At 62.6% G+C, this 25,759-nt stretch carries 29 protein-coding genes and 1 tRNA gene; 20 read left to right on the top strand and 10 right to left on the bottom strand.

Annotated elements, in window-relative coordinates; translation table 11 throughout:
* Positions 1 to 5: 5 nt before the first annotated feature.
* Positions 6 to 617: a gamma-glutamyl kinase gene (locus KVX96_RS10670; RefSeq protein WP_261194408.1), complete on the bottom strand. Its 612-nt coding sequence runs from the start codon at positions 615 to 617 to the stop codon at positions 6 to 8.
* A gap of 192 nt (positions 618 to 809) precedes the next feature.
* On the opposite strand from KVX96_RS10670, the gene recA reads away from it, so the two are divergent.
* From recA to KVX96_RS10655, 3 genes are all read left to right on the top strand, one after another.
* A complete protein-coding gene (gene recA / locus KVX96_RS10665; RefSeq protein ID WP_314733112.1) occupies positions 810 to 1,880 on the top strand; it encodes a recombinase RecA in 1,071 nt (356 codons plus the stop codon).
* A gap of 139 nt (positions 1,881 to 2,019) precedes the next feature.
* Positions 2,020 to 4,686, top strand: coding sequence for an alanine--tRNA ligase (gene alaS, locus KVX96_RS10660; protein WP_261194405.1), 2,667 nt, complete (start codon positions 2,020 to 2,022; stop codon positions 4,684 to 4,686).
* A gap of 1 nt (position 4,687) precedes the next feature.
* Positions 4,688 to 4,975, top strand: a complete 288-nt coding sequence (locus KVX96_RS10655; protein WP_261194404.1) for a DUF1330 domain-containing protein — start codon at positions 4,688 to 4,690, stop codon at positions 4,973 to 4,975.
* 45 nt (positions 4,976 to 5,020) lie between these two features.
* Here KVX96_RS10655 and KVX96_RS10650 read toward each other — a convergent pair whose 3' ends face one another.
* The 8 genes from KVX96_RS10650 to KVX96_RS10615 all read right to left on the bottom strand — a co-directional run bounded on the left by KVX96_RS10650 (position 5,021) and on the right by KVX96_RS10615 (position 12,489).
* Positions 5,021 to 5,869: a hypothetical protein gene (locus tag KVX96_RS10650; RefSeq protein WP_261194403.1), complete on the bottom strand. Its 849-nt coding sequence runs from the start codon at positions 5,867 to 5,869 to the stop codon at positions 5,021 to 5,023.
* Between the two features lie 233 nt (positions 5,870 to 6,102).
* Positions 6,103 to 7,923: a translational GTPase TypA gene (gene typA / locus KVX96_RS10645; protein ID WP_261194402.1), complete on the bottom strand. Its 1,821-nt coding sequence runs from the start codon at positions 7,921 to 7,923 to the stop codon at positions 6,103 to 6,105.
* 114 nt (positions 7,924 to 8,037) lie between these two features.
* Positions 8,038 to 8,373: a DMT family transporter gene (locus KVX96_RS10640; protein WP_261194401.1), complete on the bottom strand. Its 336-nt coding sequence runs from the start codon at positions 8,371 to 8,373 to the stop codon at positions 8,038 to 8,040.
* Between the two features lie 3 nt (positions 8,374 to 8,376).
* Complete coding sequence (locus KVX96_RS10635) at positions 8,377 to 8,997, bottom strand: YitT family protein (RefSeq protein ID WP_261194400.1); 621 nt, start codon at positions 8,995 to 8,997, stop codon at positions 8,377 to 8,379.
* A gap of 99 nt (positions 8,998 to 9,096) precedes the next feature.
* On the bottom strand, positions 9,097 to 10,311 hold the full coding sequence (locus KVX96_RS10630) for an NADP-dependent isocitrate dehydrogenase (RefSeq protein ID WP_261194399.1): 1,215 nt from the start codon (positions 10,309 to 10,311) through the stop codon (positions 9,097 to 9,099).
* Between the two features lie 101 nt (positions 10,312 to 10,412).
* Positions 10,413 to 11,582, bottom strand: a complete 1,170-nt coding sequence (locus KVX96_RS10625) for an HD domain-containing protein (protein ID WP_261194398.1) — start codon at positions 11,580 to 11,582, stop codon at positions 10,413 to 10,415.
* Positions 11,579 to 11,827: a hypothetical protein gene (locus KVX96_RS10620; protein WP_261194397.1), complete on the bottom strand. Its 249-nt coding sequence runs from the start codon at positions 11,825 to 11,827 to the stop codon at positions 11,579 to 11,581. The genes KVX96_RS10625 and KVX96_RS10620 overlap by 4 nt, the downstream gene beginning before the upstream one ends.
* Before the next feature lie 8 nt (positions 11,828 to 11,835).
* Positions 11,836 to 12,489, bottom strand: a complete 654-nt coding sequence (locus KVX96_RS10615; protein WP_261194395.1) for an alpha/beta hydrolase — start codon at positions 12,487 to 12,489, stop codon at positions 11,836 to 11,838.
* Positions 12,490 to 12,643: 154 nt separating this feature from the next.
* Between KVX96_RS10615 and KVX96_RS10610 the strand changes: the two genes are divergently transcribed.
* The 15 genes from KVX96_RS10610 (at position 12,644) to KVX96_RS10540 (ending at position 23,226) form a co-directional block, all read left to right on the top strand.
* A complete protein-coding gene (locus tag KVX96_RS10610) occupies positions 12,644 to 13,105 on the top strand; it encodes an Rrf2 family transcriptional regulator (RefSeq protein ID WP_261194394.1) in 462 nt (153 codons plus the stop codon).
* A gap of 76 nt (positions 13,106 to 13,181) precedes the next feature.
* Positions 13,182 to 14,228: a cysteine desulfurase family protein gene (locus KVX96_RS10605; RefSeq protein WP_261194392.1), complete on the top strand. Its 1,047-nt coding sequence runs from the start codon at positions 13,182 to 13,184 to the stop codon at positions 14,226 to 14,228.
* Positions 14,229 to 14,268: 40 nt separating this feature from the next.
* Complete coding sequence (gene sufB, locus KVX96_RS10600; protein WP_261194391.1) at positions 14,269 to 15,792, top strand: Fe-S cluster assembly protein SufB; 1,524 nt, start codon at positions 14,269 to 14,271, stop codon at positions 15,790 to 15,792.
* A complete protein-coding gene (locus tag KVX96_RS10595; RefSeq protein WP_261194389.1) occupies positions 15,792 to 16,082 on the top strand; it encodes a hypothetical protein in 291 nt (96 codons plus the stop codon). The genes sufB and KVX96_RS10595 overlap by 1 nt, the downstream gene beginning before the upstream one ends.
* Positions 16,083 to 16,085: 3 nt before the next feature.
* Positions 16,086 to 16,271, top strand: a complete 186-nt coding sequence (locus tag KVX96_RS10590; RefSeq protein WP_261194387.1) for a hypothetical protein — start codon at positions 16,086 to 16,088, stop codon at positions 16,269 to 16,271.
* A gap of 26 nt (positions 16,272 to 16,297) precedes the next feature.
* Positions 16,298 to 16,609, top strand: coding sequence for a heavy metal-binding domain-containing protein (locus KVX96_RS10585; RefSeq protein WP_261194386.1), 312 nt, complete (start codon positions 16,298 to 16,300; stop codon positions 16,607 to 16,609).
* The gene (locus KVX96_RS10580; protein WP_261194385.1) at positions 16,606 to 17,109 is read left to right on the top strand and encodes a cupin domain-containing protein; all 504 of its coding nucleotides are present in this window, start codon (positions 16,606 to 16,608) and stop codon (positions 17,107 to 17,109) included. The genes KVX96_RS10585 and KVX96_RS10580 overlap by 4 nt, the downstream gene beginning before the upstream one ends.
* A 23-nt stretch (positions 17,110 to 17,132) precedes the next feature.
* Entirely contained in the window at positions 17,133 to 17,888 is a 756-nt protein-coding gene (gene sufC, locus KVX96_RS10575) for a Fe-S cluster assembly ATPase SufC (protein ID WP_261194384.1), read from the top strand.
* The gene (gene sufD / locus KVX96_RS10570) at positions 17,888 to 19,174 is read left to right on the top strand and encodes a Fe-S cluster assembly protein SufD (protein WP_261194383.1); all 1,287 of its coding nucleotides are present in this window, start codon (positions 17,888 to 17,890) and stop codon (positions 19,172 to 19,174) included. The genes sufC and sufD overlap by 1 nt, the downstream gene beginning before the upstream one ends.
* 1 nt (position 19,175) lies before the next feature.
* The gene (locus tag KVX96_RS10565; protein ID WP_261194382.1) at positions 19,176 to 19,676 is read left to right on the top strand and encodes a YIP1 family protein; all 501 of its coding nucleotides are present in this window, start codon (positions 19,176 to 19,178) and stop codon (positions 19,674 to 19,676) included.
* A gap of 27 nt (positions 19,677 to 19,703) precedes the next feature.
* Entirely contained in the window at positions 19,704 to 20,300 is a 597-nt protein-coding gene (locus tag KVX96_RS10560; RefSeq protein ID WP_261194381.1) for a Yip1 family protein, read from the top strand.
* Positions 20,293 to 21,513, top strand: a complete 1,221-nt coding sequence (locus tag KVX96_RS10555; protein WP_261194380.1) for a cysteine desulfurase — start codon at positions 20,293 to 20,295, stop codon at positions 21,511 to 21,513. The genes KVX96_RS10560 and KVX96_RS10555 overlap by 8 nt, the downstream gene beginning before the upstream one ends.
* A gap of 106 nt (positions 21,514 to 21,619) precedes the next feature.
* Positions 21,620 to 21,696, top strand: a tRNA-Arg gene (locus KVX96_RS10550).
* A 132-nt stretch (positions 21,697 to 21,828) separates the two neighbouring features.
* Complete coding sequence (locus KVX96_RS10545; RefSeq protein WP_261194379.1) at positions 21,829 to 22,626, top strand: class I SAM-dependent methyltransferase; 798 nt, start codon at positions 21,829 to 21,831, stop codon at positions 22,624 to 22,626.
* A 207-nt stretch (positions 22,627 to 22,833) separates the two neighbouring features.
* Positions 22,834 to 23,226 carry an H-NS histone family protein gene (locus KVX96_RS10540; protein ID WP_261195439.1) on the top strand — a complete coding sequence of 131 codons (393 nt, stop codon included), beginning with the start codon at positions 22,834 to 22,836 and terminating at the stop codon, positions 23,224 to 23,226.
* A 78-nt stretch (positions 23,227 to 23,304) separates the two neighbouring features.
* Here the strand turns inward: KVX96_RS10540 and mnmA are convergent, their stop codons facing one another.
* Positions 23,305 to 24,453: a tRNA 2-thiouridine(34) synthase MnmA gene (mnmA, locus tag KVX96_RS10535; RefSeq protein ID WP_261194378.1), complete on the bottom strand. Its 1,149-nt coding sequence runs from the start codon at positions 24,451 to 24,453 to the stop codon at positions 23,305 to 23,307.
* A gap of 127 nt (positions 24,454 to 24,580) precedes the next feature.
* Here mnmA and KVX96_RS10530 point away from each other — a divergent pair, with 127 nt between their 5' ends.
* Both KVX96_RS10530 and ctrA read left to right on the top strand, forming a co-directional pair.
* Complete coding sequence (locus KVX96_RS10530) at positions 24,581 to 24,853, top strand: DUF1153 domain-containing protein (protein ID WP_261194377.1); 273 nt, start codon at positions 24,581 to 24,583, stop codon at positions 24,851 to 24,853.
* Between the two features lie 187 nt (positions 24,854 to 25,040).
* On the top strand, positions 25,041 to 25,754 hold the full coding sequence (ctrA, locus tag KVX96_RS10525) for a response regulator transcription factor CtrA (RefSeq protein ID WP_261194376.1): 714 nt from the start codon (positions 25,041 to 25,043) through the stop codon (positions 25,752 to 25,754).
* Positions 25,755 to 25,759 lie beyond the last annotated feature (5 nt).

Below are 25,759 nucleotides of genomic sequence, written 5' to 3'. Positions count from 1 at the left end.
CAAGCTCAATCCGAAACGCCATTGCCACGTCGCGCGCTGTTCCAGAGATCGAACTCGGCCTTGTGGCGCTCGCGAAACCGCGCGATCACTTCGGCCTCGGCGTCCAATACGCGCGGCGGGGACACGTTGAGCCGTTCCGTCACGAGACTGCGCTCCAGACGTTCTTCGAGGAAGCGTTGCAAGTGCTCCGGCTCCTCATAGGCAAACAGGTGATCGACGCCGGGCGTACCATCCTTGCGGGCCACGAATTTGCTTTGCGCGCCGATCTCGGCATAGGGCGGTTTCGGATCGCTCATGTAACCCGTCAGGAAAGTGCCGAAATCGATCTCTTCGGTGCTGTTCTCCGTGCCCGAAAGATAGGGCCGCGCCCGGTAGCGATACCAGCTCCCCATCCAGTCCAGCGGCTCACGGATGACGGCGACAAGCTCCATCGGACCGCAGAATTTTTCCAGCATGGGTTTGAAAAACCGGTGGTAGCGATAGAGCGGCGCGTGTTTCAGGAGGGGCGGATCGCGCACGATGAGATCGGCCGCATCTCCAAGCGCGGCCTGAAGCGCGGTGCTGCCTGTCTTGGGAACCGACAGGATCACAAGCCTCTCCTTGTTAAAAACAAGCATTCTTACCCTTCCGCCTCACGATTTTTGCAGACACCGGCTGCATTTAAACCAAGCTTTAACCCATCGTGCGGCTTAATGGGGATGAAAATTTTAGTTGAAATGTTCTCACTTTGTGCTCATAGATATGAGAACAAGAGGCGAACATAACAGGAATTGCCGCCCGCGATCGGGTGTGGAATAAGGGGTCAGACAATGGCGACGGCAGATCTTTTGAGCATGACAGACAAACGCAGCGCAGACAAACAGAAGGCCCTCGATTCGGCCTTGGCCCAGATCGAACGCCAGTTCGGCAAGGGCTCCATCATGAAGCTCGGCCAGGAAGGCGCGGTCCAGGAGATCGAGGCGACCTCCACCGGCTCCCTCGGGCTGGATATCGCCCTTGGCATCGGCGGCCTGCCCAAGGGCCGTATCATCGAGATCTACGGGCCTGAAAGCTCGGGCAAGACGACGCTGACGCTGCATTGCGTGGCGGAAGAGCAGAAAAAAGGCGGCGTTTGTGCCTTCGTGGACGCCGAGCATGCGCTCGATCCGCAATACGCCAAGAAGCTGGGCGTGGATCTGGACGAACTGCTGATTTCGCAGCCCGACACCGGCGAGCAGGCGCTTGAGATCACCGACACGCTGGTGCGCTCCGGTGCGGTGAGCATGGTCGTGGTGGACTCCGTGGCTGCGCTGACGCCGAAATCGGAACTCGAAGGCGATATGGGCGACAGCTCCGTTGGCGTCCAAGCCCGGCTGATGAGCCAGGCGATGCGCAAACTGACGGGCTCCATCGCGCGTTCCAACTGCATGGTGATTTTCATCAACCAGATCCGGATGAAAATCGGCGTGATGTTTGGGAGCCCCGAAACCACCACCGGCGGCAACGCGCTGAAATTCTACTCCTCCGTCCGGCTCGATATCCGCCGCATCGGTTCGGTGAAGGACCGTGATGAGGTCGTGGGCAACCAGACCCGCGTGAAAGTGGTGAAGAACAAGGTCGCGCCGCCGTTCAAACAGGTCGAGTTCGACATCATGTATGGCGAGGGGATCTCCAAGACGGGCGAATTGCTTGATCTGGGCGTGAAAGCCGGCGTCGTCGACAAGTCCGGCTCCTGGTTCTCCTATGGCGACCAGCGGATCGGGCAGGGGCGTGAGAACGCCAAGACCTTTCTGAAGGAAAACGCGCCCATTGCGATCGAGATCGAGGACAAGATCCGAGCGGCGCATGGGTTGGAGTTCGACTCAGACGACAGCGATCCGGTGGACGTTCTGGACGATTGATCCAGTCAGAGCACTGCATCGAAAGCCGCCCCAAGGTGTTTCCGTGGGGCGGCTTTTTCCGTTCGCGGTGGACAGCGCGGCGGTGCGGCGATAAACGGGGCTGACCCTTTGAAATAACAGCTCCGGAACCCAGCCGCACATGCCGAGCCTGAACGATATCCGCTCCACCTTCCTGGACTATTTTGGCCGCAACGATCACGCCGTGATCGACTCCTCGCCGCTCGTCCCGCGCAATGACCCGACGCTGATGTTCACCAACGCGGGCATGGTGCAGTTCAAGAACGTCTTCACCGGCGTCGAGCAGCGCGATTATTCGCGCGCGGCCACCTCGCAGAAATGCGTGCGCGCCGGCGGCAAGCACAACGATCTGGACAACGTCGGCTACACCGCGCGCCACCACACGTTCTTCGAGATGCTTGGCAACTTCTCCTTCGGCGATTACTTCAAGGAAGAGGCGATCCCCTTCGCCTGGGATCTGATCACCAAGGAATACGGGATCGACAAGAACCGCCTGCTGGTGACGGTCTACCACACCGATGATGAAGCGGCCGCAATCTGGAAGAAATACGCGGGCCTGCCCGATGAGCGCATCATCCGCATCCCCACGAACGACAACTTCTGGTCCATGGGCCCGACCGGCCCCTGCGGCCCCTGCACCGAGATCTTCTACGATCACGGCGATCACATCTGGGGTGGCCCTCCGGGCAGCCCGGAAGAGGATGGCGACCGTTTCATCGAGATCTGGAACCTCGTGTTCATGCAGTTCGAGCAGTTCGAAGACGGCCGCCGCGAGAACCTGCCCAAGCCCTCGATCGACACCGGCATGGGGCTGGAGCGCATCGGCGCGCTGCTGCAGGGCAAGCACGACAACTACGACACCGATCTGATGCGCGCGCTGATCGAGGCCTCGGCACATGCCACCAGCCAGGATCCGGACGGCCCCGGCAATGTGCATCACCGCGTGATCGCCGACCACCTGCGCTCGGTCTCGTTCCTGATTGCCGATGGCGTGATGCCGTCCAACGAGGGCCGCGGTTACGTGCTGCGCCGCATTATGCGCCGCGCCATGCGCCACGCGCATCTTCTGGGCGCGAAGGATCCGGTGATGCATCGCCTCGTGCCAGCGCTCGTGCAGCAGATGGGTGGCCATTTCACCGAACTGCGTCAGGCACAGGCCTTGATCGAAGAAACGCTGAAACTGGAAGAAACCCGCTTCCGCACCACGCTGGATCGTGGCCTGCGGCTGCTGGATGACGAGCTCGACGGGCTCGCCGAAGGCGCGGCTCTGCCGGGCGCGGCGGCATTCAAGCTCTACGATACCTACGGCTTCCCGCTCGACCTGACGCAGGACGCTCTGCGTGAAAAGGGCCGCACGGTCGACACCGATGGCTTTGATGCGGCCATGGCCGAGCAGAAGGCCAAGGCGCGCGCTGCGTGGTCGGGCTCCGGCGAAACGGCGGATGCGGCGATCTGGTACGATCTGGCCGAGACGCACGGCGCGACGGAATTCCTTGGCTATGACACCGAAATTGCGGAAGGCCAGGTGCTGGCCATCGTGCAGGAGGGCGCGGCCAAGGCGAGCCTTGCGGAGGGCGAAGAGGGCTGGATGGTGATCAATCAGACGCCGTATTACGCCGAATCCGGTGGCCAGGTGGGCGACTCTGGCACCTATCTGAAACCGGGCGGCGCAGGGGTGATCGCGGATACGCAGAAAATGGCGGGTGGCGTTTTTGCCCATAAGCTGGTGGCCGGCAAAGGCGGGCTTGCGGTGGGTGATGCGCTGGAGCTGCGCGTCGATCACGCGCGGCGCGGCACGATCCGGGCCAACCACTCCGCCACGCACCTGCTGCATGAGGCGCTGCGCAACACGCTGGGCGATCACGTGGCACAGCGCGGCTCGCTCAACGCGCCGGACCGTCTGCGCTTTGACTTCAGCCATGGCAAGGCGCTGTCGGCCGAGGAAATCGCGCAGGTCGATGCCGAGGTGAACGCCTACATCCGCCAGAACAGCCGCGTCGAAACCCGGATCATGACACCGGATGAGGCCCGTGAGCTGGGCGCGCAGGCGCTGTTTGGTGAGAAATACGGCGATGAGGTGCGCGTGGTCTCCATGGGCACTGAAACCGGCTCGGGCAAGGGCGTTGGTGGCGACACCTATTCGCTGGAGCTTTGCGGCGGCACACATGTGCGCCAGACCGGCGACATCGGCGCTTTCGTGCTGACGGGCGACAGTGCCTCCTCTGCGGGCGTGCGCCGGATCGAAGCGCTCACCGGGGCGGCGGCGCTGGCGCATCTGAACGCGCAGGATCGCAAGGTGTCTGCCGTGGCCGGGCTGCTGAAAAGCCAGGCTGCCGAGATCGAGGAGCGCGTGAAAGCGCTGCTGGACGAGCGCAAGGCGCTGCAGAACGAAGTGGCGCAACTGCGCCGCGAGCTGGCCATGGGCGGTGGCTCGGGTGGCGCGGGCGGTGCCGAGGCCAAGGAGATCAATGGCGTGAAATTCCTCGCGCAGGCGCTCACGGGCGTCTCCGGCAAGGATCTTCCGGCGCTGATCGACGAGCACAAAGCGCGGCTTGGGTCCGGCGCGGTGCTGCTGATTGCCGATGCCGGTGGCAAGGCGGCCGTGGCGGCCGGTGTGACGGAGGATCTGACGGGCCAGCTTTCGGCCGTGGATCTGGTCCGTGCGGCGGTGGTTGAACTGGGCGGCAAGGGCGGCGGTGGCCGGGCCGATATGGCGCAGGGTGGCGGCAAGGACGCTGCCAATGCTGAAGCCGCCATCAAGGCCGCTGAAGCCGTGATCGGAGGCTGATATGGGCGCGCTCTGGATTGCACATGTCACGGTGACCGACGAGGAAGCCTATGGCAAATACGCCAAGCTCGCGACGGTCGCCATTGCCGAGCACGGCGGGGAATTCATCGCGCGCGGCGGGCGTTACGTGCAGCTTGAAGGCAAAGAGCGCCCGCGCAACGTCGTGGCGCGGTTTCCTTCCGTGGAGGCCGCAGAGGCCTGTTATCGGTCTGATACCTATCAGGAAGCCCTGAGCCATGCGCGTGGGGCGTCGGAACGCGAATTGCTTATCGTCGAGACAAGTGAATGAGAAACGGGGGCCAAGCGGCCCCCGTTTTCCTTTCCGGCGCAAAGATCATGCCACCGCGAGGCTTTCGCGCACCGGGGTGATCATCAGGGCCATGTAATCGCGGGTCTGATCGAGGAAGGGCAGCGGCGCGTTCACCGTGTCATTGCCCCGGATCTGCAGCGGGCGGCACATCATAAGCGGCGCTTTTGCCTGCGTTTCAAGGAAGAACGGCAGGCCGATGCCGGGCTCGCAATGGCGCAGATCAAAGAGCGCGCGCGCGAGCGCCGAATTGGCGGCGGGATCGGTGAAACGCAGCCGGTTGACGATGTCGAGCCCGACAAGCCGCCCGTCTTCCACCAGCTTTTGGCCCCGGCCATTGCAATAGACAAGGCGGCGATCGTCCCGCAGGACAAGAAGGGCCGTGTTCGCGCTCTCCAGCCCAAGTTCGGCGGAGGAGGTGAGTTCGGCGGTCTGGCACAATTCGCGGTTGGCCTGCAGCGATTGCCGCAGGAAGGGCGTGAGCGCTTTCAGATCGCGGGCAAACAGGGCCTCGCGTTTCTCGCGATCCTTGTGGCGCAGGCTGCCGGCCACGGCCACGACCCGCCCGTCGCCCAGCGGCATCACCATGCCCGCGCCGCCGCGCATGTCCTCCTGCGGGCGCAGCCAATCGTTGTAGAACTCGGTGCGCAGCAAGGCCTCATCGGAGACGATTTCGGCGCAAGTTTTCACCTCTCCGGGGACCATGTCTGAAAACCCCGCGGCCCAGACGTTGATGCCGCCGTAATAGGCCAGGTAGCTGTCGATCATCGCCTGGTCGTAGCCCGCGTGCAGCAGATCGAGCGACATGTCGGTGCGCAGATCGTGGCTGAACATCACCACGTTGCAGCCGTCATGGAGTTTCTGTAGCTCCGCCAAGGCCCAGAGCCACTGCCGGGGGTCGAAAGCCGCAGACGCAATGCGTTGGATAACGGGCGCTAGGCGCGCGCCGTCCTGTGTAGCCGTACTCAATTTTACCGTTCCCTCACCGTACGCCTGCCCTGGCCACGGATCTCACTTAACGCAACGGGAAGTAACACACCTTAAGCAACAAAAAAACCCGGCGGTGGCCGCCGGGTTCTCTTTCTTGGGCATATGCCCGCATTTTCAACTTAAGCGTTAGCCGCGCGGGCCTGGCGCTTGCGTTCATGCGGGTCGAGGTACCGCTTGCGCAGGCGGATCGCGTTGGGGGTGACTTCCACCAGCTCATCGTCGTCGATATAGGCGATGGCCTCTTCCAGTGAGTAGCGCACGGGCGTGGTGAGGCGCACGGCATCGTCGGTGCCGGAGGCGCGCACGTTGGTGAGCTTCTTGCCCTTGAGCGGGTTCACTTCCAGATCGTTGTCGCGGCTGTGCTCGCCGATAATCATGCCTTCGTACACGGCTTCCTGTGCGCCGATGAACATCTTGCCACGCTCTTCGAGGTTCCAGAGCGCATAGGCCACGGAGGTGCCGTTCTCCATCGAGATGAGCACGCCGGCGCGGCGGCCCGGGATCTGGCCCTTGTGCGGGGCCCAATCGTGGAACACGCGGTTCATCACGCCGGTGCCGCGGGTGTCGGTGAGGAATTCGCCGTGGTAGCCGATGAGGCCACGGGCCGGGACGTGCGCGATGATGCGGGTCTTGCCGCCGTTCTGGCGCATCTCGATCATGTCGCCTTTGCGCGGGCCGGTGACTTTCTCGATCACGGCTCCGGCGTATTCGTCGTCCACGTCGATGGTGACTTCCTCGATCGGCTCAAGGCGCTGGCCGTTTTCCTCGCGCAGAAGCACCTGCGGGCGGGAGATCGACAGCTCGAACCCTTCGCGGCGCATGTTCTCGATCAGCACGCCCATCTGAAGTTCGCCGCGGCCAGCGACCTCGAAGGCTTCGCCGCCGGGGGTGTCGGTGACGCGGATCGCCACGTTCTGCTCGGCTTCCTTCATCAGGCGCTCGCGGATCACGCGCGATTGCACCTTCTTGCCGTCGCGGCCCGCCAGCGGACTGTCGTTGATGCCGAAGGTCACGGTGATGGTGGGCGGGTCGATCGGCTGGGCAGGCAGCGGGATGTCGATTTCCGGCGCGCAGAGCGTGTCGGCCACGGTGGCCGTCGTCATGCCGGCAATCGTCACGATGTCGCCGGCCTCGGCCACGTCGATCGGCTGCTGGGAGAGGCCGCGGAAGGCGAGGATCTTTGAGGCGCGGAACTGCTCGATCCGGTTGCCTTCGCGCGACAGCGCTTTCAGCGTGTCGCCGGTTTTCAGCGTGCCGCTTTCCACGCGGCCCGTGAGGATGCGGCCGATGAAAGGATCGCTGCCGAGCGTCGTGGCCAGCATGCGGAAGGGTTTGTCGCGGTTCTCAACCTGGCGCGGGGCCGGGACGTGCTCGACGACGAGGTCAAACAGCGCGGAGAGATCCTTGCGCGGGCCGTCAAGCTCCATATCGGCCCAGCCGGCGCGGCCGGAGGCATACATGGAGGGGAAATCGAGCTGCTCGTCGGTTGCGTCAAGGCCAGCGAAAAGATCAAAGCATTCATCCAGCGCGCGGTCGGGCTCGGCGTCTGGCTTGTCGACCTTGTTGACCACGACGATCGGGCGCAGGCCGAGGGCAAGCGCCTTGGAGGTGACGAATTTCGTCTGCGGCATCGGGCCTTCAGCAGCGTCCACCAGCAGGACAACGCCGTCCACCATGCTCAGGATGCGCTCCACCTCGCCGCCGAAATCGGCGTGGCCGGGGGTGTCGACGATGTTGATGCGCGTGCCTTTCCACTCCACCGAGGTGGCCTTGGCAAGGATCGTTATGCCGCGCTCACGCTCCAGATCGTTGGAATCCATGGCTCTTTCTGCCACGGCCTGGTTTTCACGGAACGCGCCGGACTGTTTCAGCAGCTCGTCCACGAGGGTGGTCTTGCCGTGGTCAACGTGCGCGATGATTGCAATATTGCGAAGGTCCATTGGGCCTGCCTCATAACTGTTCCCGCGCGCCCTAACCTGACTTTGCGGAAAAGGCCAGTAAAAACGCCGCAACGCAGCGTTGCGTTTCACGCGCGGCTTGTCAGGTGGGGGGCTTCAGTGCCCGGCGGTTTTGGAAAACAGGTGGATCACGAGGATCCCGGCCAGCACGAGGCTGATGCCGATGATGGCCGGGAGATCCAGCCGCTGACCGAAGGCCAGAAAGCCGATCAGCGCGATGAAAACGATCCCCAGCCCAGACCAGATCGCATAGACGATGCCCACCGGCATCACCTTCAGCGTGAGCGAGAGCAGGTAGAAGGCCAGCGCATAGGCCACGACGACGATCACGGACGGCACGAGTCGCGTGAACTGCTGGCTGGCCTGCAGCGCCGTGGTGCCGACGGTTTCAGCCAGAATGGCGGCGATCAGGAAGAGGTAATGCTGGGGCATGGGTCAGCTCGCAATGTAGCGGTCGCGGCGGTGGTTCATGGCGATCACGAGGTTCACGACGAACGCCCCGATGAGCGAATAGAGCACCGTGGGTGCGGGGAAGAGCCAAAAGGCCAGCAGGAAGACGCAGGCGTCAAAGCCAAGCTGCACCCAGCCCGCCTTGATGCCGACGCGATCCTGCAGGAAGAGCGCGGCGATGCCGACGCCGCCGAGTGATGCCCCATGGCGGAACAGCACAAGCAGCCCCGCGCCCGAAACAACCCCCGCCAGCAGCGCGCCGGTGAGTGGTTGGATGCTTTCAAAGTGCAGCGTAGTGGGCAGCAGTTCGGTGAACAGCGTGAGCAGGGCGACGGCGCAGAAGGTTTTCGCCGTGAACCGTGCGCCCATGCGCAGGAAGGCCAGTGCGTAGAAAGGCAGGTTCAGCACGAAGAACACCGCGCCGAAACTGTAGCCCGTGGCATAGGAGGTGAGCAGCGAAAGCCCCGCGATCTGGCCGGTGATCAGCCCGCTGGCCTGCAGGATCTGCACGGCCAACGCCATCAGCGCGGTGCCGACGAGCAGCGCGAAAGCGTCCTCAAACAGAGAGTGGCGTTCGGGCGTGGCGGGATCGAGAAGGAATGTCATGGCCGCCTCTGACACCCAAAATTGACGTTTGTCCAGCCCCCGATGGGTGCAGGGAGCGAAAAAGGGCCGCCCGGATGGGGGCGGCCCGTTGTATGGCGTTTAGCCCACGAGAGCCTTGTTCAGGTTCTCGTCGATCTTCTCAAGGAAGCCCATAGTGGTGAGCCAGCCCTGATCGGGGCCGACGAGGAGGGCCAGATCTTTCGTCATGAAGCCGCTTTCCACGGTGTCCACGATCACCTTCTCCAGCGTTTCGGCGAAACGGGTGAGTTGGGCGTTGCCGTCGAGCGCGGCGCGGTGCTTGAGCCCGCCCGTCCAGGCGAAGATGGAGGCGATGGAGTTCGTCGAGGTCTGCTGCCCGGCCTGATGCTGGCGGTAGTGGCGGGTGACGGTGCCATGGGCCGCCTCGGCCTCCACGATCTTGCCGTCCGGGGTCATCAGCTGGCTTGTCATCAGGCCAAGCGAGCCGAAGCCCTGCGCGACGGTGTCGGACTGCACGTCGCCGTCGTAGTTCTTGCAGGCCCAGACATAGCCGCCGGACCATTTCAGACAGGAGGCGACCATATCGTCGATCAGGCGGTGTTCGTACCAGATGCCCTTGGCTTTGAATTTCTCTTCGAATTCATTGGCGTAGACTTCGGCGAAGATGTCCTTGAAGCGGCCATCGTATACCTTGAGGATGGTATTCTTGGTGGAAAGATACACCGGCCAGCCCAGGTTGAGCCCGTAATTGAAGGAGGCGCGGGCGAAATCGTAGATCGATTTGTCGAGGTTATACATCGCCATCGTCACGCCCGCGTCGGGCGCTTGGAACACCTCTTTCTCAATCACCGAGCCGTCTTCGCCTTCGAATTTCAGCGTCAGCTTGCCCGCGCCGGGGAAGTGGAAATCGGTGGCACGGTACTGATCGCCATAGGCGTGGCGGCCCACGACGATGGGCTGCGTCCAGCCCGGCACGAGGCGGGGGACGTTCTTGCAGATGATGGGCTGGCGGAAGATCACACCGCCGAGGATGTTGCGGATCGTGCCGTTGGGGGAGCGGTACATGCGTTTGAGGCCGAACTCCTCGACCCGCGCCTCATCCGGTGTGATCGTGGCGCATTTCACGGCAACGCCCACTTCCTTCGTCTTCTCGGCAGCGTCCACGGTGATCTGATCATCGGTGCGGTCGCGCTCTTCGATGCCGAGATCGTAATAGAGCAGATCGATATCGAGGTAGGGCAGGATCAGCTTGTCCTTGATGAACTGCCACATGATGCGGGTCATCTCATCGCCGTCCATCTCGACGATGGGGTTCTCAACCTTGATCTTGGTCATGGGGGCCTCTTTCGGCGTTCGCGTGTGAGTCTGGAAATTACACGCCTTCTAGCGGAAAAGGCGGGGGCGGGAAAGACTGTATGCGACGGTATACCGAAAAATCAGGAGGCGGCTTCCTGCGCGAACCACGGCGCGACGCGGGCGCGGGCGAAGGCCCAGAGTGGCTCTGATCCGCGCGCGACCTTGCCGCCGACCCGCTGCTCTAGCTGCGCCAGCGTGACGTTATACTCCCGCCAGCTGCCGCCGCCTGAGGCGAGATTGAGGAAAAGCGGCTGTACCCGGTCGATGGATTTCGCGAAGATCGCATCCGGCGTTTGGGCCGCTTCGAACTCCTGCCAGAGCGCCAGAAATTCCGCGCCTTGGGCAGACGGCAGCAGCCCGAACAGGCGTTTGGCAGCGGCCTGTTCCTTTGCGTCCTGTGCGGCGGCATCATAGGCGGCGTGGATAGGTGCGTCACCTGCGTCGATTTCAACGAGATCATGCAGAAGGAGCATGGCGATGATGCGCGCGCGCGCGACGCCGGGCGCGGCGAGATCATGCAGGATCAGCGCGTGGAGCGCGAGGTGCCAGCTGTGCTCGGCGGAGTTCTCGGGCCGCGCACCTTGCAGCACGGGCGTGGCACGCAACACGGTTTTCAGGGCGTCGGCCTCGGAGAGGAACCGCAGGCGGCGGGCGAAATCGCTGTCCGGTAGAGGTGCGCCGTTCAACAGGCCAAGCGCTGTGTCATGGGCCTCGGGCCAGCTTTGCGCCAAAGGCGCGGCGCGGCCCGAAAGCAGGTTGTCCCGCGCGATCTCAACGTGATCGGGCAGGGGAGCTTGCGCCATCAGCACCTGAAAGATGGGCTGGATGATGTCGATTTGGCGCGCATAGGCGGCATCAGTGCTTTGCCCGGCCTCAAACTCGGCGCGAAGGGCGTGCATCTCTTGCGCCAGATCTTCTGGCAGCAACGCAAAAAGCCGCTGCGCCGCGGCGGCTTCCGCGTGGGCCACAGCCTCGGAATCGACGGGGATGTGTATGGGGTGATCGCCCGCGTCGATCTCTACCAGATCATGGAGCAGGAGCATGGCGGCGGCGCGCAGAGCGTCCACCGGCTGCGGCGCGCTTTCGGCAAGGACAAAGGCAAAGAGCGCGGCGTGCCAGCTGTGTTCGGCGGAGTTTTCCGGGCGCGACAGATCCTGCAGCACATTGGCGCGCTCCACCCCCTTCAGCCTGTCGGCCTCTTCCAAAAAGGCGAATTGGGCTGCGAGGCGGGGCGTGCCAGTGGCTGTCATGGGGCGGGTTTGGCTTTCTGTGCGGCCTTGGCCACGAGGGCCTTGGCCTGTTTGATCTGCGCCCGCGCGCGCACTTCTGCGCGGCGCACACGCACGGCGGTGAGGAAGCTTTCCTCCAGCGTGGTGGAGGAGGCGCCGATCGTCTTGGCAATGGTGTTGACGATCTCGTCATCACCAGTGGCCTCGATCAGCTCCAGCACCTCACGGGCCAGTTCGTCGGCGATCTGCTCGTTGATCGTTGTCATCGGGAGCCTTAGCGGGAGGATTCCGTCAGGCGGCGGCGGACGTATTCATCCACATTGCCGATCATCGTATCCATATGCGGATCTTCAAAGAAATGGCCCGCGCCCTCGATCTCCTGATGGGTGATCGTGATGCCCTTCTGCTCGTGCAGCTTGTCGACCAAGGAAACGGTGTCCTTCGGCGGCGCGACGCGGTCGGCGCTGCCGTTGATGATCAGGCCCGAAGAGGGGCAAGGGGCGAGGAAGCTGAAATCATACATATTGGCCGGCGGGGCCACGGAGACAAAACCGGTGATCTCCGGGCGGCGCATCAGAAGCTGCATGCCGATCCAGGCCCCGAAGGAGAAGCCCGCCACCCAGCAATGCTTGGCGTTGGAGTTCATCGACTGCAGGTAATCGAGCGCGCTTGCGGCATCGGAAAGCTCGCCCACGCCCTGATCGTATTCGCCCTGGCTCCGGCCCACACCGCGGAAATTGAAGCGCAGCACGGTGAAGCCCATGTTGTAGAAGGCATAATGCAGGTTGTAGACAACCCGGTTGTTCATCGTGCCGCCAAACTGCGGGTGCGGGTGGAGCACGATCGCGATCGGTGCGTCTTTCGCTTTTTGCGGGTGGTAGCGTCCTTCGAGCCGGCCTTCCGGCCCCGGGAAGATAACCTCGGGCATTCGTGTCCCTGCTTTTGTTTTGGCCGCTCATAATCTTGACGAAATGAGTCAGCTTCCTTAGAACGGTTCTAATCCCGCGCCGAAGCCGCGGATCAGGCCTGATGGAAGTAAGGGCTGAGGCGGCTGGCGTCAATGTATTTACAGGATGTGGGCAATGAAACTCAGCACCAAGGGCCGATACGCGATGGTGGCGCTGGCGGATCTGGCGTTGCAGACCGACGACGCGCTGGTGTCGCTTTCCGAGATCAGCAAGCGGCAGGACATCTCGCTGCCCTATCTGGAGCAGCTGTTCGTGAAGCTGCGCCGGGCGGAACTGGTGGACTCGGTGCGCGGCCCCGGCGGCGGCTACCGGCTGGCGCGGCCCGCGAGCGACATTCGGGTGTCCGAGATCCTTGGCGCGGTGGATGAGACGGTGTCGGCCATGCACAAGGGGGCAGGGGCCTCGGGCGCGCTTTCGGGCAGTCGGGCGCAATCGCTGACCAACCGGCTCTGGGAAGGGCTTTCCGCCCATGTATATGTGTTTTTGCACCAGACGCGGCTGTCGGATGTGGTGAAGAACGAGCTGACGCCCTGCCCGGCGATCCCGCATCTGTTTGAAGTGGTGGACGAGGGATGAGCGGCCCGGCATTTGCGCTGGTGGCGGGGGCGGGATGCCTCCGGCGGGGATATTTCTGGAACAAAGTGGGCTCGTGATGCGCCAACGCGTTTACCTTGACTACAATGCGACGGCGCCGCTGAGGGCAGAGGCGCGGGCGGCGATGATCGCGGCGATGGATGTGGCGGGGAACCCGTCTTCTGTCCATGGCGAAGGGCGCGCGGCCAAGGCTTTGATCGAGAAGGCGCGCGCGCAGGTGGCGGCGGCTTTCGGGGCCGATGGGGCCGACATAGTGTTCACCTCGGGCGCGACGGAAGCTGCCGGGTTGACGCTGGCCGGACGCGGGCTGGCTTGCGCGGGCGTGGAACATGATGCGGTGGCCAGCTGGTGTGACGCGCGCTTGAGTGCGGACGCAGACGGGCGCGTTGCGGTGCCGGATCCGGCGGCCAGCACCCTGCAGGCCGCCAACAGCGAGACGGGCATGGTGCAGGATCTGCCGCAGGGGCTGGCGGTTACGGATGCGACGCAGGCTTTCGGCAAGCTGCCTTTTGCCTTCAACTGGTGCGGCGCGGATATGGCGCTGATTTCGGCCCATAAACTGGGTGGGCCCAAGGGTGTGGGCGCTTTGGTGCTGAAACAGGGACTGGATGTGGCGGCGCAGATCCGGGGCGGCGGGCAGGAAATGGGGCGGCGTTCGGGCACGGAAAACGTGATCGGCATCGCCGGTTTCGGCGCGGCGGCAACGGCTGCGCAGGCCGATCTGGAGGCCGGGATCTGGGACGGAGTGGAAAAACTTAGAAACATTCTAGAAAATGCTCTGGCAGAATCCGCGAAGGAGATTATTTTTGTCGGGAAAGGCGCGCGCCGGTTGCCCAATACCTGCTGTTTTCTCGTTCCGGGCTGGAAAGGCGAAACACAGGTGATGCAGATGGATCTGGCGGGCTACGCGATTTCGGCCGGCTCTGCTTGCTCTTCGGGCAAGGTGAAAGCCAGCCCCGTTCTGCGCGCTATGGGCTTTGATGAGCGACAAGCGGCCTCGGCCGTGCGCGTTTCGCTGGGGCCGGAGACAACGGAGGCCGAGGTGCTCGGCTTCGCAGAGGCCTGGAGCAAGGCCTACGCCCGCCACAAGGCGCGGGCTGCTTGAAACGGGTGCCCCTCGGGGTGCAACAGGAAGGAAAGACGTGATGTCAGCCATGGATCAGGTCACCGTCAAGGACGGGGTCGAGGAAGAAACGGTCGAGGCGGTGAAGTCGCTGGCCGGGAAGTACAAATACGGCTGGGAAACCGAGATCGAGATGGAATACGCGCCCAAGGGCGTGAACGCCGATATCGTGCGCCTGATTTCCTCCAAGAACGAAGAGCCTGAGTGGATGACCGAATGGCGTCTCTCTGCCCTACAGCGCTGGGAGCAGATGGACGAGCCGAAATGGGCGATGGTCAACTACCCTGAGATCGATTTTCAGGATCAATACTACTATGCCCGCCCCAAGAGCATGGAAAGCAAGCCGAAATCCCTTGACGAGGTGGATCCGAAGCTTCTTGAAACCTACCAGAAGCTGGGCATTCCGCTGAAAGAGCAGATGATTTTGGCCGGTGTCGAAGGCGCGGAAGACATGCCTGCCGAGGGCCGCAAGGTGGCGGTGGATGCTGTTTTTGACTCCGTCTCCGTGGGCACGACCTTTCAGGCCGAGCTGAAAAAAGCGGGCGTGATCTTCTGCTCGATTTCCGAAGCCATCCGCGAGCACCCGGAACTGGTGAAGAAATACCTCGGCTCGGTTGTGCCGGTGTCGGACAACTTCTACGCCACGCTGAACTCGGCCGTCTTCTCCGATGGCTCCTTCGTTTACGTGCCGCCGGGCGTGCGCTGCCCGATGGAGCTCTCCACCTATTTCCGCATCAACGCCGAGAACACCGGCCAGTTCGAGCGCACGCTGATCATCGCCGACAAGGGCAGCTACGTGAGCTACCTCGAAGGCTGCACCGCGCCGCAGCGCGACACCGCGCAGCTGCATGCCGCCGTGGTGGAGATCATCATTGAGGAAGACGCCGAGGTGAAATACTCCACGGTGCAGAACTGGTTCCCGGGCGATGAGAACGGCAAGGGTGGGATCTACAACTTCGTGACCAAACGCGCCGATTGCCGGGGCGACCGCGCCAAGGTGATGTGGACGCAGGTGGAAACCGGCTCTGCGGTGACGTGGAAATACCCCTCCTGCATCCTGCGAGGCAACGAAAGCCAGGGCGAGTTCTACTCCATCGCCATCGCCAACAACTACCAGCAGGCCGACACCGGCACCAAGATGGTGCATCTGGGGCGCGATACGAAATCGCGCATCGTCTCCAAGGGGATCAGCGCGGGCCGCGCCCAGAACACCTATCGCGGGCTCGTTTCGATGCACCCGAAAGCGAAGAACGGGCGCAACTACACGCAGTGTGACTCCCTGCTGATCGGCGATAAATGCGGGGCCCACACGGTGCCCTACATTGAGGTGAAGAACAATTCTTCGCGCGTGGAGCATGAGGCCACCACCTCCAAGGTGGATGACGATCAGCTCTTCTACTGCCGCCAGCGCGGCATGGACGAGGAAGAGGCCGTTGCGCTTGTGGTGAACGGGTTCTGCAAGGACGTTCTGCAGGCGCTGCCGATGGAATTTGCCATGGAAGCTCAACAGCTTGTGGCCATCTCGCTGGAAGGCTCCGTGGGCTGATGAAAAGCGAAAGCCAGACGCATCAGATCCGGCTGGGCCACCCCAGCCGCCTGCGCGACGAGCACGGGCTGCGCGTCACGGTGCTTGTGCTGGGGCTGTTCATCGTCTTCGTGCTGCTTTTGGCCCATGACGAGATCGCGCGGGACATGGTGCTGCGCGGGATGATCGCACCGGGGCAGGAAGAACTGGCTGAGCTTGGCATCGGCGCAGTGCTCTTCGTGTTCTGGGGCGCACTCACCGTGGGCATTATCCGCCTGCTGAGCCGCGTCTACCGGGGCGGGAAGGGCTGATCCATGGCGCAGAAGGCGCGCATATCGCTGGTTGCAGCCCTGCTCACGGGCGGGTTTTGCGCGGTCTTCGCGATCTTCCTGAACGTGGTGCTGCCGACGATGAGCGTGTTGTTTCTTCTGGGCAGCGCGGGGCTTTCGGGCTTTCTGGGAAGCCTTTTTGCCCAAACCGTGCTGCGGAACCGGAAATGAGCGATGGGCCATGGAGGCGTGAGCGCATGATCGTGACAACCACACCCACCGTCGAAGGGCGGCGCATCACCGAATACCACGGTGTCGTGGTGGGCGAGGCCATCCTCGGTGCCAATGTGTTTCGCGATATCTTCGCTGGCATCACCGACATCATCGGCGGCCGCTCCGGCGCTTACGAGGCAAGCCTCGGCGAAGCCCGCGCCACGGCGCTGGCCGAATTGGAACAGCGCGCCCGCGAGCTTGGTGGCACGGCCGTTGTCGGCGTGGATCTGGATTACGAGGTCATCAACAACATGCTGATGGTGTCGGCCTCGGGCACGGCGGTGACAGTGTCATGAGCAAGGTGATCGATCTGAACGCGCAGTCTGGTTTTCCGATGGCGCCCGAGGCCGGCTCGGAGACGTTTGGCTGCACCGTGACGCCGCTGGCCGAAGGCACCGGCCTGACCGGGCTTGGCGCGATGCTGGTGAGCATAGAGCCGGGCAAGCGCGCCTTTCCGTTTCACAACCACCTTGGCAACGACGAGGCGTTTGTCGTGCTGGAGGGGGAAGGTGTCTTCCGCTTCGGTGAGACGGAAACGCCGGTGAAAGCCGGAAGCTTCTGCGCCGCGCCGAAGGGTGGGCCGGAGACGGCGCATCAGCTTGTGAACACTGGCACCGGCCCGCTGCGCTACGTCGGGCTGTCGACCCGGGTGGACCCGGACGTCGTGGAATATCCCGACAGTGGAAAATTCGCGGCCCTCGCAATCGCGCCGGGGCCGAACTTCATGCAAGCCCATCTGAAATACGTCGGGCGCGTAGAGAATTCATTGGATTACTGGGACGGCGAGAACGCCTGACCGAGGTGAGAAGGACGAAAAACATGCTGGAAATCAAGAACCTGCACGTGAAACTTGAGGAAGAGGACAAGCAGATCCTCAAGGGTGTGGACCTGACCGTGGAAGCGGGCAAGGTGCATGCGATCATGGGGCCGAACGGCTCCGGCAAATCCACGCTCTCCTATGTGCTGTCGGGCCGCGATGGCTACGAGGTCACCGAAGGCTCTGCCACGCTGGAAGGCGAGGAACTGCTGGACATGGAGCCCGAAGAGCGCGCCGCCGCTGGCCTGTTTCTGGCCTTCCAATACCCGGTGGAGATCCCCGGCGTGGGCAACATGACCTTCCTGCGCACCGCCGTGAACGCACAGCGCAAGGCGCGCGGCGAGGAAGAGCTGTCTGCAGGCGATTTCCTCAAAGTGGTGCGCGAGAAGGCCAAGAGCCTGAAGATCAGCCCCGAAATGCTGAAGCGCCCGGTCAACGTCGGCTTCTCTGGCGGCGAGAAAAAGCGCAACGAGATCCTGCAGATGGCGATGCTTGAGCCGAAGATGTGCATCCTCGATGAGACGGACTCGGGCCTTGACGTGGACGCGATGAAACTCGTGGCCGAAGGCGTCAACGCCCTGCGCGATGCGGGCCGTGGCTTCCTTGTGATCACCCACTATCAGCGCCTGCTGGACCACATCAAACCGGACGTGGTGCACATCATGGCAGATGGCCGCATCGTGAAAACCGGCGGCCCCGAGTTGGCCCTTGAGGTGGAGCAGAACGGCTACGCCGACATCCTGGCGGAGGTGGCGTAATGGCCCTGGCGCAAGCGAAACTGGACGCAACCGAAGCCCGGCTCGCCGGGCTCACCATGCCCGCCGTTGCAGGCTGGGCGAAGGCGGCGCGCGAGGATGCGCTGGCGCGGCTTCTGGCGGTTGGCCTGCCGGGCCGCCGCGATGAATACTGGAAATACACCCGCCCCGATCTGCTCACCGCCCCCGCGCCCAAGCCCGCGGCGCTGTTTGAGCACGGCGAGCCGCCGGTGTTTGACGAGATCGACCGCCTGAAAATCGTCTTCGTGGATGGCGTGTTCGACGCCGCCGCCTCTGACGCGCTGGAAGGCGAGGGGCTTGAAATCTCCCGCCTCGCCGAGGCCGAAGCGGCTGATATTCACTGGGCGAAGGATGTGTATGGCCAGCTTGAGAAGGCCGGTCAGGATCCGGTGGAGCGCCCGCTCGCCACGCTGAACACGGCTTTCGCAACCGATGGTGTGCTGATCCGTGCGACCGGCAAGGTGAGCAAGCCTGTTTCCTTCATCTACCTGCACCGCTCCGAGACCTCGGACGCCGTGCTGCACCATGTGGTGAAGGTGGAAGAAGACGCCGAGATCACCGTGCTGGAAAACGGCCCCGCCGCAGCGCGCTTTAACAAGGTGATGGAAGTGGACGTGGCCGAGAACGGCGCGTTTCATCACGTCCGCGCGCAGGGGCGCGATCACGAGCGGCAGGCGGCGACGCATCTCTTTGGCCGCATCGCCAAGGAAGCCACCTTCAAGAGCTTCACCCTCACCGTGAATGGCGTGCTCACCCGCAACGAGGTGGTGCTGGACATTCAGGGCGACGATTGCGTGGCCCATGTGGCCGGCGCTTCGGTGGGCGATGGCGATTTCCACTGCGACACCACCGTGTTCATCACCCATGACGCGGTGAACTGCGAGAGCCGTCAGGTCTTCAAGAAGGTGCTGCGCAACGGGGCGACGGGCGTGTTTCAGGGCAAGATCCTTGTGAAGGAAGGCGCGCAGAAAACCGACGGCTACCAGATCAGCCAATCGCTGCTGCTGGATGACGACGCGCAGTTCTACGCCAAGCCCGAGCTTGAGATCTACGCCGATGACGTGGCCTGCTCCCACGGCTCCACCTCCGGTGCGATCGACGAGGAAGCGCTTTTCTACCTGCGCTCGCGCGGCGTGCCGCAGGGCGATGCGCAGGATCTTCTGGTGCTGGCCTTCCTCGCCGAAGCCATCGAGGAGATCGAGGGCGAAGAGATCGCCGATTGCATCCTTGCCCGCCTCGAAGGCTGGCTGAGCCGCCACCGGGGGTAGGATGCCCGTCACCACGGATATCGTGCAAAGCTATCGGGCGCCGCGGAAGGTTCTGCGGCGCCAGATCGATGGCGGTGCCGGGGAAGAGCGCGCGCTGGCCTTCGTGATGATCGCCTGCTTCATCTCTTTCGTGGCCCGCTGGCCGGAGCTTTCCCGTGCCGTGCATCTGGACCCGACAGGGCCGGATCTGGCCGAGCGCATGAGTGAGGCCTTCGTGGGCGGCGTCTTCGTGGCCCCGCTGTTTTTCTACGGTCTGGCCGCCGTCAGCCATCTGATCGCCAAGCTCTTTGGCGGGCAGGCGCGCTGGGTCGAGGCGCGGCTGGCGCTCTTCTGGGCGCTGTTGGCGGTCAGCCCGCTCGTGCTGCTGCGCGGCCTTGTCGCGGGGTTCATCGGCGATAGCCCGGGCCATAGTTTGGTCTCTGCCATTGCCGGGGCGGCTTTTCTTATCATATGGATAGCAGGGCTTCTTGAAGCCGAGAAACCCGCGCCGCAACCGGCCTGATTTACAGAGACAAACCCCGGACCCGCCATGCAAGCCACGCTGAAATCCTTCCTTGATCTCGCGCTTCTCACCCTGCGTGACCCGCGCGAAGGCCTGCGTGCGGTGCAGGGCTTGGGCATTCCACAGGGCTTCCTGTGGCAGCTGCTGTTGCTTGTCATCGCGCTGAGCGTGGTGTTGGCCTATGGCAACCTCGCACTGTCGCCGGTGGATCTGGCGTCCGCCGAGGTGGCGGCGATCCCGTCGCCCTTCCTGCTGGCGATCATCCTTGGCTCCTCCATGCTGGGCACGGTTTTCGCCGCCTATTTCGTGGGCCGGGCCTGTGGCGGCACCGGGCGGTTTGATCAGGTGCTGTTGGCGATGATCTGGATGCAGGCCGTCATGCTGGTGATCCAGGTCGCCCAGACGCTCGTGGGCCTGATCCTGCCGCCCTTGGGCGACATGATCGCCCTTTTCGCCATCGCGGCCATGTTCTGGCTGCTGACCAATTTCGTGGCCGAGGTGCATGGCTTCACCTCGCTGGGCCGCGTCTTTCTCATGATCCTCGCGACGATCCTCGGCGTGGCCATCGGTATGGCCGTTCTGCTCGTTCTGATCGGCGCAACCGGAGGCCAAGGCAGTGTATGACGTTTCCAAGATCCGCGCCGATTTCCCGATCCTGTCCCGGCAGGTGAACGGCAAGCCGCTTGTCTATCTCGACAACGGCGCGTCGGCCCAGAAACCGCAAGCCGTGATCGACGCCGTGACGCGCGGCTATGCGGAGGAATATTCCAACGTTCACCGTGGGTTGCACTTCCTTTCGAACCTCTCCACCGAGCGCTACGAATCCGTGCGCGGCACCGTTGCGCGTTTCCTGAACGCCTCAAGCGAAGAGGAGATCGTCTTCACCTCTGGCACCACGGAAGGCATCAACCTCGTGGCCTACGGCTGGGCCATGCCACGCTTTGAACCGGGCGACGAGATCGTGCTTTCGGTGATGGAACACCACGCAAATATCGTGCCGTGGCACTTCCTCCGTGAGCGGCAGGGCGCGGTGCTGAAATGGGTGGACGTGGACGCGCGCGGCGATCTGGACCCGCAGAAGGTGATCGACGCTATCGGCCCGAAAACCAAGCTCGTGGCGATCACCCATATGTCCAACGTGCTGGGCACCGTGGTGGATGTGAAAACCATCGTGGAGGCCGCCCATGCCAAGGGCGTCGCCGTGCTAGTAGACGGCTCGCAGGCCTCGGTCCACATGCCGGTGGACGTGCAGGCGATCGGGGCCGATTTCTACGCGATCACGGGTCATAAGCTCTACGGGCCTTCCGGCTCCGGCGCGATCCACATCCGGCCTGAACGCATGGCCGAGATGCGCCCCTTCATGGGCGGCGGGGACATGATCCGCGAGGTCGCCAAGGAGGCGGTGAGCTACAATGATCCGCCGATGAAATTCGAGGCCGGCACGCCGGGCATCGTGCAGACGATCGGCCTTGGCGCAGCGCTGGAGTATCTGATGGATCTGGGCATGGCGAATGTCGCCGCCCATGAGCGCACCCTGCGGGACTACGCGCAGGCAAAGCTTTCGGGTCTAAACTGGCTCAACATTCAGGGCACTTCCGAGAGCAAGGGCGCAATCTTCTCCTTCACGCTGGAAGGCGCAGCCCATGCGCATGATCTGTCCACCGTGCTCGACAAGAAGGGCGTCGCCGTGCGCGCAGGCCACCATTGCGCCCAGCCCCTGATGGCGCATCTGGGCGTTCCGGCCACCGCACGGGCCTCGTTCGGGCTCTACAACACCTGTGAAGAGGTCGACGTGCTGGTGGAGGCTCTGGAGCTCTGCCACGAGCTTTTCGCCTAAAGGTTTCGCCTGCATTTGCAGGCCATTGCAGGGCGGCTTGGCGCGCCCAGTTTCACGTCAATTACCGATTGCAGCCCGCATGGCTTTTGCCTATACGGGCGCACAGGCACCCGTAGCTCAGCTGGATAGAGCGCTGCCCTCCGAAGGCAGAGGCCAGAGGTTCGAATCCTCTCGGGTGCGCCATTTCTTCCCCAAAAGACTATACTTATGGCTTGAGCCTGCGCTGATGCGCCCGTGCGCGGGTATCAAAATACCTTGGCGTAAACGCAAAAAAGGCGCAGCATGGCAGGCACAGTTGGAAGAGGGAGCGAGAACATGGCGCTGTCATCCCACGATGCCTGGTCTGCCGGGCAAAGCTACGAGCACTACATGGGGCGTTGGAGCCGGCGGATTGCAAACCGCTTCATGGAATGGGTTGACCCGGCGCCGGGGTTGGCATGGTGCGAAATTGGCTGTGGCACCGGAGCACTCACACAAGCGTTGATCGCCCACGCGGCCCCGCGAGAACTGTTGGTGGTTGATCCTTCGGCGGATTTTCTGGCGCATACCGAGGCCCTCAATGCCGGGCAGGGGCGGCGGTTTGAAGTCGCGGACGCGCTCTCACTTCCTGCTGGGAAGGGTTGCAATGACTGGGTCGTGTCGGGCCTCGTCCTGAATTTCGTGCCGGATCGCGCGGCGGCACTTGCAGAAGCCTTTCGTGTTCTGCGACCGGGCGGTTGTTTTGGTTTTTACGTCTGGGACTACCCTAGTGGCGGCATCGGCTTTATCGACGCCTTTTGGAAAGCCGCCGCCGCGCTTGACCCGGCTGCAAAGGATTTGGACGAAGCGCGCCGGTTTTCTTTCTGCACGCCGGTGGATCTGAAAAGCCTGTGCGTTGAGGCCGGATTTGACGACATCAAAAGCCGTGTGATTGAAGTGAGCACTGTATTCCCGAACTTTGAGGCCTTCTGGCATCCGTTCACCCTCGGGGCCGGTCCGGCGCCGGGATATTGTGCGAGCCTTCAGGCGGAACAGCGATCCGCGTTGAAGGATCTTCTGCGGGAAAGAATGGGCGGAGAAGGGCCGGTGTCCCTGCCGGCACGCGCAATCGCGCTGAAAGCCGTCAAGCCCTAGTAACGGCCGTGACAAAATTGCATTGATTCGCTTCTCGGACGTCAGCTGAAATTATCAACTGAGGCCTCAAGCATGGCATTAATGTATTCATTAAGGTGTGAGCCGGGCGGTTTTTTCTCTAATAGGAGAGCCTGAATCTCTGGATGCAATTTCAGGGATGTATATTCGGCGGGCTTTTGCCATTCAGGACGATTTGATTTTGTATTGGTGCCGCCGTGGCATAAAAAGGGACGTGCAAATCCAGACTGGCTTCAATTTCAGGCCGGCGCACAACCAAGGAATGCGAAAATGTCTATTGATCTGAACGGCCTCTCCGCCAAGGAGCTCGAAACTCTCGCCCGTGATATTGAAGCGCGCAAAGCCGAAGTCGCGAAAGAAGCGGTGCGCAAGGCCTATGCGCAGATGCTGGAAGTCGCCAAGGAACATGGCGTCGCCTTTGAGGAGGCTATCGCGATTCACACCGGCAAGGGCTCCAAAACGGCCCCGAAATACGCCAACCCGGCCGACCCTGCCCAAAACTGGAGCGGGCGCGGCCGTAAACCGGCATGGTTTATCGCAGCGCTTGAAGCTGGCAAAACGCCGGAAGATCTCGAGATCTGATTTCGGATCCTGCGCAAAACAAAAAGCCCGGCCTCAAATGAGCGCCGGGCTTTTTCATGAGGTCATTCGGATTGGCCGTCAGTAACCGCGCCAGATCCAGCCGCCGCCGAAAATGCGGCTGCTGTCCATATCGTAAAACACGCAGGCCTGACCGGGGCTCACGCCTTCTTCCGGGGTCAGCAATTCCACTTCGGCCTCGGTTGCGGAAATCGGGCGGATGATTGCTTCGGCCGGGGGGCGGGTGGAGCGCACTTTCACGCCCACATGCCATTCGGCGCGGCTGGTGAGCGGCGCATCGCCCAGCCAGTTGATCTCGCGCACAGGGATCTTGCGGGTTGCCAGCGCTTCTTTCGGGCCAACAACGACGCGGCGGTTGTCCGCATCCAGTTTCACCACGTAGAGCGGCTCGCTCAGCCCGCCGATGCCGAGGCCACGGCGCTGGCCGATCGTGTAGTGGATCACGCCCCGGTGCTGCGCCAGCACGTTGCCCTCCATATCCACGATTTCGCCGGGGCTCGCCGCATCCGGGCGCAGCTTCTCGATCACGGAAGCATAGTTGCCGTCGGGCACGAAACAGATGTCCTGACTGTCAGGCTTGTCGGCGACCGCGAGGCCGTATTTCGCCGCCAAAGCGCGGGTTTCCGCCTTGCTCTTCAAGTGGCCGAGCGGGAAGCGCAGGAAGGAGAGCTGCTCGGGCGTGGTGGAGAAGAGGAAATAGCTCTGATCGCGGTTGGCATCCGCAGCGCTGTGCAGCTCCGGCCCATACGCGCCGTCCTTGCGCTGGATGTAATGGCCCGTCGCCATGCAGTCGGCGTCCAGATCCTTTGCGGTTTCGAGCAGGTCCTTGAATTTCACCCGCTCGTTGCAGCGGATGCAGGGCACGGGCGTGGCGCCGGCAAGGTAGCTCTCGGCGAACTCATCGATCACCGCATCCTGAAAGATGTTTTCATAATCAAGCACATAGTGCGGAAAGCCCATCTCCTCCGCCACCCGGCGCGCATCATGGATGTCGCGCCCGGCGCAGCAAGCGCCCTTCTTGGCCAGGGCCGCACCGTGATCGTAGAGCTGCAGCGTGACGCCCACCACGTCATAGCCTTCCTCGGCCAGTTGCGCCGCCACCACGGAGGAATCCACGCCGCCCGACATCGCCACGACAACGCGCGTGTCGGCGGGGGCTTTCGCAAAGCCGAGGGAATTCAGCGGGGGGGTGTCGCTGTCGAGTGCCATATGTCCGTGCTCCGATGGGATGCTGCGGAATATAGGAAAATGCGAACTACTAACAAGGGGGGCTTTCACATCTGGTTAAGCGCCGCTGTGCAAAGTCGGCCACGGGGCCGCTGCATAGGGTGAAACAATGTATCTTAAGAAAGTGGACGGGCCGCGCGCCGTGACCCTGCCTGACGGGCGTGTGATGACGCGCGGCGATCTTCCTGCCGCCGAAACCAAGCGTTGGGTGGCCAGCCGCAAGGCGGCGGTTGTGCATGGGGTGTTGCATGGGCTGATCACCAAGCCCGACGCTTTGGAGCGCTATGGCCTCTCGGAGGAGGAATTTCGTTCCTGGTGTCAGGCGGTGGACAGGCATGGCGAGGCCGCTCTGAAGACGACGACACTGCAGCAATTCCGTTGAGCAGGCCGGACGTAAGGTCAAGACTCCTTCCCACGCATTTCATGGTGCAAAGCGGACGGTCTGCATGATCTGTCGCATTGGCGACAATTTTAAGTTGTTGGCTGCTGTATCCTTGCAATGGTAACTAGAAGTTAACCAATTTTAGAAATCTTGACCTTAGCTGGGAGCATTCAAGGAGTAAGCGGTCATGCGCGTTTTGTTGGTGGAAGACGATCCCACAACGTCCAAAAGCATTGAATTGATGCTGACGCACGCAAATCTGAACGTCTATTGCACTGATTTGGGGGAAGAAGGGATCGATCTGGCCAAATTGTATGATTACGATCTGATCCTGCTGGATTTGAACCTGCCGGATATGAATGGCCACGATGTGCTGCGCAAACTGCGCATGTCGCGCGTGGATACCCCGATTCTCATCCTTTCCGGGGCGGACGATACGGATAGCAAGATCAAGGGATTCGGCTTCGGCGCGGATGATTACCTCACCAAACCGTTTCACCGGGAAGAATTGATCGCGCGCATCCACGCCATCATTCGCCGCTCCAAGGGCCATGCCCAATCGGTGATCCGGACCGGGAAAATCGTGGTGAACCTCGATGCGAAAACCGTCTCGGTTGAGAACAAGCCCGTGCATCTGACAGGCAAGGAATACCAGATGCTGGAGCTGCTCTCGCTGCGCAAGGGCACCACCCTCACCAAGGAGATGTTTCTCAATCATCTCTACGGCGGAATGGATGAGCCGGAGTTGAAGATCATCGACGTGTTCATTTGCAAGCTGCGCAAGAAGCTTTCGGAAGCCACGGGCGGGGACAATCACATCGAAACGGTCTGGGGCCGGGGCTATGTGCTGCGCGATCCCGAGCCCGATCTTCAGGCCGTTCCGCTCGCCATCCGCGCCTGACGCAA

Origin of the sequence: Pseudoruegeria sp. SHC-113 (genome assembly GCF_025376885.1) — a bacterium.
GTDB lineage: Bacteria > Pseudomonadota > Alphaproteobacteria > Rhodobacterales > Rhodobacteraceae > Pseudoruegeria.
Note: the sequence above shows the minus strand (reverse complement) of the source record. Positions and strands in the feature narration are given on the sequence as shown.